This is a genomic window from Streptomyces sp. NBRC 110035 (genome assembly GCF_000829695.1).
GTDB lineage: Bacteria > Actinomycetota > Actinomycetes > Streptomycetales > Streptomycetaceae > Streptomyces.
The window spans coordinates 33,004-40,156 of record NZ_BBNN01000054.1 but is presented as its reverse complement, the minus strand read 5'-3'; the positions used below and the strand labels follow the sequence as shown (position 1 = coordinate 40,156).

The following is a 7,153-nucleotide window of genomic DNA, read 5'->3' as shown; positions in this document are numbered from 1 at the left end:
ACCGGCGCACCTGGGTGGCCCTCGTGGACGGCGCACCCCACCAGATCGATCTGATCAACGAGCAGGCCGCCGCCCGCGACGTGCAGGTGCACATCGTGATCGACATCATCCACGTCCTGGAATACCTGTGGAGCGCCGCCCACGCCCTGCACCCCGGCGGCAGCAAGGACATCGAGGCATGGGTCGCCCGCACCGCCCGCACCATCCTGGCCGGAGACGCCCTGACCGCAGCCGAGACGATCACAACGGCCGCCACCGACGCAGGGATCGCCCCGGGCCAGAACAAGAGCATCGACGACGCCGTGGCCTACCTCACCAACAAAGCCGACTACCTGCGCTACGACACCGCGCTGGCCGCCGGCTGGCCCATCGCGACCGGGATCATCGAAGGCGCATGCCGCCACCTGGTAAAAGACCGCCTCGACATCACCGGGGCCCGCTGGGGCCTGACCGGAGCCGAAGCCGTCCTGAAACTCCGCGCCCTGCGCACCAACGGCGACTTCGACACCTACTGGGCCTGGCACGAACAACAGGAGTACACCCGCAACCACCAGGCTCGCTACCGCAACACCCTCATACTCACCGCCTGATCACACAGACACCCTCAAAAGATGCACACCCATCGCAATTCGCTGAGTTCGCCCCGTTCACAAGTGGTCCATGGCCTGGCGCTGATCACTGCGCCAGGCCATGGACAGGTAGAGCAGGCCGAGAAGTTCAGAACAGGAACCAGTAGTTCCCACCCGCGACACCAACGGCAACGGCCAGGAGCGTGAGGAAGCCAGGCGAGACCGACAGGGACACGAACAGGTTGAAGTGCTTGCCGATGGTCACGCGCACGCATCGGGGCGTGCCTGCGAGTTGAACCTCGGAAGTGACCAGGCCGTCCTTCTGGCTCTCGGTGGCAGACATGTCATGCTGGTGGTTCATGGGTAACCCCCTTCGCGGTGGGGCGTCGCCGCTTTCGTGGCCTAGGAACCTGATGACGGCGACGCCCCCACTCACCTCCACCGCTTGTGCAGAAGAGGACAAAAAGGGGCCCCACCATGGCATGCCACGGTGGGGCCCCTTAACGTTACTGCGACGTTAGCGAGTTACCGCTGAGTAGGTCAACTCAGCGCCCACCTGGGGGAGTTGGCGCCGCTCCTGGCCAAGACTCTCGACTCCAACGGTCGTAGGGTTCAGCCCTCCTTGGCGTTGGCCAGACCGCTGGTTGGTGCGACCCGGACGGTGAGCCGCCGCCTTGATCGTTTTGTGGTAGGGGGCTGGCACCGCCAGTGGTGGGTCAGGGGTGGTTGTAAGTGAGGGTGGCGATGGCGTCGTGGCTGTGGATGCTTTCCAGGTTCTTCGCGCGGATGGTATGCGTAAGGCCTTTTTGCCGACAGGTAAGGCTTATGTCACGGACGATGTCTTCGACAAAGACGGGGTGGTCATAGGCCTGCATAGTCACGACACGTTCGTCGGGGCGCTTGATAAGGGGGATGACGGGGGCGGAACCGGCGCTGCGCAGCAGGGTGACCATCTCGTGAACGTGCAGGGGGTAGGGAGTGTCAGCGGCGCCGGTGACCTCGAGGGTGATCTCGCTGCGCTGATTGTGGGCGCCGTAGTCGGAGATGGCCTTGGAGCAGGGGCACAAACTGGTGACGTGGCTGGCCACTGCCGTGGTGACTGTGCATCCAGAGTCATCGATGTGACCGGTAACCGTGAGCTCGTGTGTCTGCCAGGACTCCTGGCCGCTGGCGGGAGCAGTCACGGTGGTGGCGACGGGTAGTGAGCATGTGAGCGTGAGAGCCGGGGCGTCCAGCAAGGTCAGCCCGCGCTTGAGAGCGATGGGCAACTCCTGCGGGGTGAGGGTCGCTACGTCCTCGTGGACGAGGGCGATCATGCGGCTCATGTGGGTGCCGCGCCGGTCGGCCTGCAGGCGGACGGTGACGGCGATGTCGGCGATGCCGTGCTGGCGGGTGTGGCCATCATCGAAGGTGATGGGGTAGCGCAGGCCGCTGATGCCGACCTCGTCGATAGGGATACCGCGGCCGTCGGGCTCGTTTTGGATGTCGTGCATGCCGTCACTCGCCTCGGTAGGTGCAGCCGGAGGTGCAGGTTTCGCGTACGGTGATCGCGGACAAGCTGGGAAGCTCGGTGATCATCCGGTCCCAGATCCAGCGGGCCAGGTTCTCGCTGGTGGGGTTGTCGAGGCCTTCGATATCGTTCAGGTAATAATGGTCGAGCTGCGCATCAATAGGCTTAAACGCCCGCTTGATGTCGCCGAAGTCCATCACCCACCCCGCCTCCACGTCGACGGGCGCTTCCACGTGCACGGTGACCTTGTAGGAGTGGCCGTGCAGGCGGGCACACTTGTGGCCCTCCGGCACGCGCGGCAGGCGGTGGGCTGCCTCGAAGGCGAACTCGCGAAAGATTTCCATTACTGAATTCCCAGATACTTGTGCGTCTGGAGGGAAAGCGTCCAGCGCGGGTTCTTCATGCAGTACTCGACGGCGGCACGAGTGTGGGCCTCGCGGTCGGCATCATCCAGCGGTTGCAGCCTAAAGTGGCGAAAGTCCAGCCCCTCGAACTGGGCGGGGTCGCCACCGGCCTGAGGGTAGACGAGTTTGAGTTCGTCGCCGCTCGTGAGGGCCAGGGTGGAGCCGATCTTCGGGCTGACGCACAGCCAGTCGATGCCACGGGGGGGCGGGCGGGTGCCGTTGGTTTCCACGGCGATCTCGAAGCCGCGCTCGTGGAGGGCGTCGATGGCGGCCTCGTCCAGTTGAAGCAGCGGTTCTCCGCCCGTGCACACCACAAACCGGTGGGCTTGATCAGCGGTGGGCCAGGCGGCCTCGACGGCTTCGGCCAACTCCTGAGCCGTGCGGAAGCGGCCGCCGCCTTCGCCGTCGGTGCCGACGAAGTCGGTGTCACAAAACTGGCAAATGGCGCGGGAGCGGTCGCGTTCCCGGCCGGTCCACAGGTTGCAACGGGAAAACCGGCAAAAGACCGCGGGGCGGCCGGCGTGGCCGCCTTCTCCCTGCAGCGTGTAGAAAATTTCTTTGATCAGGTAGGTCATGCTCAGGCGTTCTGGTACCGGACGGGGTCCTTGACGCCAGCTTCGGCGAAGCCTTTCAGCCGCAGCAGGCAGGTGTCGCACCGGCCGCATGCCCGCCCCTGCTCGTCGGGGTCGTAGCAGGATGAGGTGAGGGAGTAGTCCACGCCCAGACGCAGCCCTTCGCGGACGATGTCGGCCTTGGACAGGGCGATCAGGGGGGAGTGCAGCGTGATCTTGGAGGTGCCTTCGACGCCGGCTCGCGTCGCCAGGTTGGCCATGGTGGCGAAGGCCTCCATGTATTCGGGGCGGCAGTCGGGATAGCCGCTGTAGTCCACCGCCGTGACCCCGGTGAAGATGTCGCTGGCGCCGACGGTCTCGGCAAACGCCAACGCGAACGACAGGAAGATCGTGTTGCGGGCCGGCACGTAGGTGATCGGTACCCCCGCATCCTCCACGTCAGTGAGGGACTCATGCTTGGGCACTTCGATGTCGGCCGTCAGAGCAGAGCCGCCGAAGACCCGCAGATCGATGTCGGCGATGACGTGCCGGGCCACCCCCTGGACCTCTGCGACGTGCTGCGCCGCCTCCAACTCGATGGAGTGTCGCTGCCCGTAGCGGAAGCTGAGCGCGTAGGGAGTGAAGCCCTGGTCCTTGGCGATGGCCAGCACCGTGGTCGAGTCCAGGCCGCCGCTCAGCAACACGATCGCGGGACGGTCCATGCTGTCACTCCCTAACCTAAGGTCCAGTTGCCTCCGTTGAGACAAGTGCAGCCTACCCTCTTAACTACCGGCTACAGTAACCACAACAAGAATCGAGTTATGGAAGTCAGAGGTCGATCCGTAGTGAACGAGTTGCCCATCGTGGTCACGTGCACAGACCGGAAGACCTCACCCCCCGAACCCGGCCTGCGCGTGCGTGAACTGCCCGCCACGGACATCCGGCAACGCGCGGCGGAATGGGCACGGCGTCTGCACGCCGCACCGGGCCGGCGGACCGCTTTGGGGGAGCTGTACCAGGGAGACCAGTGGCGCCGCGCCGCGGCCCTCACGAAAGCCGCCTCCGGGGCAGGGTTTACGCCTCGCCTGTACGTGGCCTCGGCCGGCCTGGGCCTGCAACCAGTCTCCAGCCTCGCCCCGTCCTATGCGGCCACTTTTATGCCTCGACACGCAGATTCCGTGGCATCCTCCAGCGCGCAGGCAGCCCAGTGGTGGGGTCAGTTGCAGCGTATGGAGGCCAGCCGTCATCTTCCCCAGATCGCGGCAACTGCCGGACAGGCACTGGTGGTGCTGTCCGAGACCTACGCCCAGGCCATGCACAACGACCTTGTCGCGCTGGCAGCCACCGGAGCTGACGTGGTACTGATCGGCGGCGCCAGCGATGTGGACGGGATCGTGCGCATGCCGGCCAACGCCGCCCTCAGGCAGGCCCTGGGCGGAACGCTGACCAGTTTGAACGTCCGCATGGCAGCCTCTTGGCTCGAGCACTGCACGCCGGGCCACCTCATCACCCCAACTGCCAAGGAGCGTTGGAGCACATGGTCGTCCCAGGTAGCCCGCACGGAACGCTATGCCCGACAGCCGATGTCGGACCAGGCCGTGATCGCCTTCATCAGAGATGTGAAGGGCCGCTACCCCGACTACTCGCGCACCCGCCTGCTGCGCCTGCTGAGAGACAAGGGGATGGCCTGTGAGCAGAAGCGCTTCGCAGACCTGTATACCTCAACGATTGGCCCTCGATGACCTCCACTGTGCTTAAGCGCCGGGCCCTGCGGATCGAGCAGCACCCCACGATCCCTCTGTATGTGTTCACTCTGGCAGCAGAAGAGGTGCATCAGGTCGCCGACGTGGCACGGATCTCCCGAGACGAAGCCGGCAAACTGATCGGCTACCAGCGGCCCGAGAAGAAGCAGCACGTACGCCAGATCCTCGACTACCTCGACGGGGAAGAGGTGCTTTTTCCCAACGGGCTGATCCTGGCGCTTCCCTCGAGCGTGCGGTTCAAGTCCAGCCCGGGCCCGGGCAGCAGCGACGGTCTGTGCACGTCGGGCACCTTGGAGATCCCTGTGCCCGATTCCCTCGATGCCCCGCGACCCGCCTGGATCGTCGACGGCCAGCAGCGCAGCCTCGCACTGGCACGCACCCGTAACACCCGCCTGGCCGTAACTATTGCCGGATTCGTTGCCGAAGACCTCGAAACCCAACGAGACCAGTTCCTGCGCGTGAACACTGTCTCCCCGCTGCCCACCAACCTGGTCACCGAACTCCTACCGGAAGTCGGCACGGCCCTGCCCACCAAACTCTCCGCTCGCAAACTCCCCTCCGTCCTGGTCGAAGCCCTCAACCACGACAAGGATTCACCGTTCCGGGGCCTGGTGCGCCGCCCCTCCACCACGTCCGAGCAGAAAGCGGACGCCGTCGTCACAGACAACAGCCTCACCACGGCCATCCAGGAATCCCTCAACTCCCCTGCAGGCGTCTTCTTCCCGCACAAGAACCTGTCCAACGGCACCGTCGACACGGCCACCATCCGCCAGATCCTCGTCATCTACTGGAGTGCTGTGCGTGACATCTTTCCCACCGCGTGGGGGCTCCCGCCGACACGGTCGCGGTTGATGCACGGCGTGGGCATCCGCTCCATGGGACGCCTCATGGACCGAGTGATGATGGCCATCGATCCGGCATCGCCCCTCGCTGTGGAACAGGCACGGGCCGAACTCGCCCTGATCGCCCCTCATTGCCGCTGGACCCAGGGACGTTGGCCCGACCTGAACCTCCCCTGGAACGAACTCCAGAACAACCCGCGCCACATCAGTACCCTGTCGAACTACCTCCTCCGTATCTATGTGCAGGAAAAGGCAAAAGCCGCGTGAAATTCTATTTCCCTGACAGCCAGGACTTGGTGAGCCCCACCTACGACTTCATCAACGACGAGTATTCGCCCTACCGAGTGCGCCAGCGCGATGACGTGTACGCTCACCAGGCCGTGACGCCGATCCCCTACGACGGGATCCTCGTCAGCAAAGCGGTTGTCGACGGATCCATGAAGGGGGCAGGGAAATACTCTGCCCCACAGCGCGAGCGGCTCTACCGTCTGGGCGTGCGGAATTTCTTCCGCCTTCCCGACACCTGCTCGACGATCGGTGACTGCGGCGCCTTTAACTACATCGACGAAGAACGCCCACCGTATGAGGTAGACGAAGTCCTTGATTTCTACGGCCGCTGCGGTTTCGACGCAGGCATCAGTATCGACCACATCATTTTTGGATACATCCCGGAAGAGTCCGATGCGGAACCCGAGTCGGCGTGGGTGGAGCGCCAGGAGATCTCCCTCGAACTTGCTGAGGACTTCATCACCGCAACCCACGCGCAAGGCGCCCGCTTCGAACCAGTTGGTGCCGCCCAGGGATGGGGACCCGACAGCTACGCCCACAGCGTCGCGGAGCTGCAGAAGATGGGATACCGGCGCATTGCCCTCGGTGGCATGGTCCCACTGAAGTCCCACGAGATCCTCGCCTGCCTGCGGGCCATCGACGAAGTGCGCACTCCCGAAACCGGACTGCACTTGCTCGGCATCAACCGTGTCGAGAGCATGGAGCAGTTCGCCCGCCACGGCGTGACCAGCTTCGACAGCACTTCCGCCTTCCGCCAGGCCTTCATGGACGACCGCAACAACTACCACACGGCCACCGACTCCTACACTGCCATCCGCGTCCCCCAGGTCGACGGAAACCCTGCCCTGAAGCGCCTCATCCTCTCCGGCCACGTCTCCCAAGCCGAGGCAATCGTCGCCGAACGCTCCTGCCTGCGCGCCCTGCGCGAATTCGACCAAGAAGAAACAGCACTCGAAGGAGTCATGAGTGCCCTCGCAACGTACGAAGCTCTCGTGCTCGGCCCGAAAAAGAAAAGCTATCTTGAGTACTACGAACGCACCCTAAGTTACGCCCCGTGGCGCACTTGCCCCTGCGCTCTGTGCAAGAAACATGGAATCGAAATCGCTATATTCCGCGGCAGTGAGCGTAATAAACGCCGCGGATTCCATAATCTCGCCGTACTCGAAGCCAAGATAAGACAACTTACCTTCGCGTAAATGCACCCCCTTCTAGCTTTTCTTTCCAAC

Annotated in this window: 8 protein-coding genes and 1 pseudogene; 4 read left to right on the top strand and 5 right to left on the bottom strand. The window is 64.1% G+C overall.

Annotated elements, in window-relative coordinates:
* Window positions 1-590 (top strand): annotated as a pseudogene (locus TU30_RS30725) (ISKra4 family transposase); the annotation flags it as partial.
* Between the two features lie 127 nt (window positions 591-717).
* Here TU30_RS30725 and TU30_RS30720 read toward each other — a convergent pair.
* The 5 genes from TU30_RS30720 to queC form a co-directional block, all read right to left on the bottom strand.
* The gene (locus TU30_RS30720) at window positions 718-930 is read right to left on the bottom strand and encodes a hypothetical protein (protein WP_042176405.1); all 213 of its coding nucleotides are present in this window, start codon (window positions 928-930) and stop codon (window positions 718-720) included.
* 355 nt (window positions 931-1,285) lie between these two features.
* Window positions 1,286-2,062: a GTP cyclohydrolase I FolE2 gene (locus TU30_RS30715; RefSeq protein WP_042176403.1), complete on the bottom strand. Its 777-nt coding sequence runs from the start codon at window positions 2,060-2,062 to the stop codon at window positions 1,286-1,288.
* A gap of 4 nt (window positions 2,063-2,066) precedes the next feature.
* Window positions 2,067-2,423, bottom strand: a complete 357-nt coding sequence (gene queD, locus TU30_RS30710; protein ID WP_042176402.1) for a 6-carboxytetrahydropterin synthase QueD — start codon at window positions 2,421-2,423, stop codon at window positions 2,067-2,069.
* Window positions 2,423-3,058 (bottom strand): 7-carboxy-7-deazaguanine synthase, encoded by a 636-nt coding sequence (gene queE / locus TU30_RS30705; RefSeq protein ID WP_042176399.1) that lies wholly within the window; start codon window positions 3,056-3,058, stop codon window positions 2,423-2,425. The genes queD and queE overlap by 1 nt, the downstream gene beginning before the upstream one ends.
* 2 nt (window positions 3,059-3,060) lie before the next feature.
* Window positions 3,061-3,756: a 7-cyano-7-deazaguanine synthase QueC gene (queC, locus tag TU30_RS30700; protein WP_042176397.1), complete on the bottom strand. Its 696-nt coding sequence runs from the start codon at window positions 3,754-3,756 to the stop codon at window positions 3,061-3,063.
* Window positions 3,757-3,879: 123 nt separating this feature from the next.
* Here queC and TU30_RS30695 point away from each other — a divergent pair, with 123 nt between their 5' ends.
* The 3 genes from TU30_RS30695 to dpdA are packed head-to-tail and all read left to right on the top strand — an operon-like array spanning window position 3,880 to window position 7,123.
* A complete protein-coding gene (locus TU30_RS30695; RefSeq protein ID WP_042176395.1) occupies window positions 3,880-4,776 on the top strand; it encodes a hypothetical protein in 897 nt (298 codons plus the stop codon).
* Entirely contained in the window at window positions 4,773-5,906 is a 1,134-nt protein-coding gene (gene dbpB / locus TU30_RS30690; RefSeq protein ID WP_042176394.1) for a DGQHR domain-containing protein DpdB, read from the top strand. Before TU30_RS30695 ends, dbpB begins: the two co-directional genes overlap by 4 nt.
* Window positions 5,903-7,123 carry a tRNA-guanine transglycosylase DpdA gene (gene dpdA, locus TU30_RS30685; RefSeq protein WP_042176392.1) on the top strand — a complete coding sequence of 407 codons (1,221 nt, stop codon included), beginning with the start codon at window positions 5,903-5,905 and terminating at the stop codon, window positions 7,121-7,123. Before dbpB ends, dpdA begins: the two co-directional genes overlap by 4 nt.
* The last annotated feature ends 30 nt before the right edge of the window (window positions 7,124-7,153 follow it).

Excerpts from the sequence above, each read along its gene's own strand:
- TU30_RS30720 (WP_042176405.1), bottom strand. The coding sequence starts at position 930 with ATGAACCACCAGCATGACATGTCTGCCACCGAGAGCCAGAAGGACGGC.
- TU30_RS30715 (WP_042176403.1), bottom strand. The coding sequence starts at position 2,062 with ATGCACGACATCCAAAACGAGCCCGACGGCCGCGGTATCCCTATCGAC.
- queD (WP_042176402.1), bottom strand. The coding sequence starts at position 2,423 with ATGGAAATCTTTCGCGAGTTCGCCTTCGAGGCAGCCCACCGCCTGCCG.
- queE (WP_042176399.1), bottom strand. The coding sequence starts at position 3,058 with ATGACCTACCTGATCAAAGAAATTTTCTACACGCTGCAGGGAGAAGGC.
- queC (WP_042176397.1), bottom strand. The coding sequence starts at position 3,756 with ATGGACCGTCCCGCGATCGTGTTGCTGAGCGGCGGCCTGGACTCGACC.
- dbpB (WP_042176394.1), top strand. The coding sequence starts at position 4,773 with ATGACCTCCACTGTGCTTAAGCGCCGGGCCCTGCGGATCGAGCAGCAC.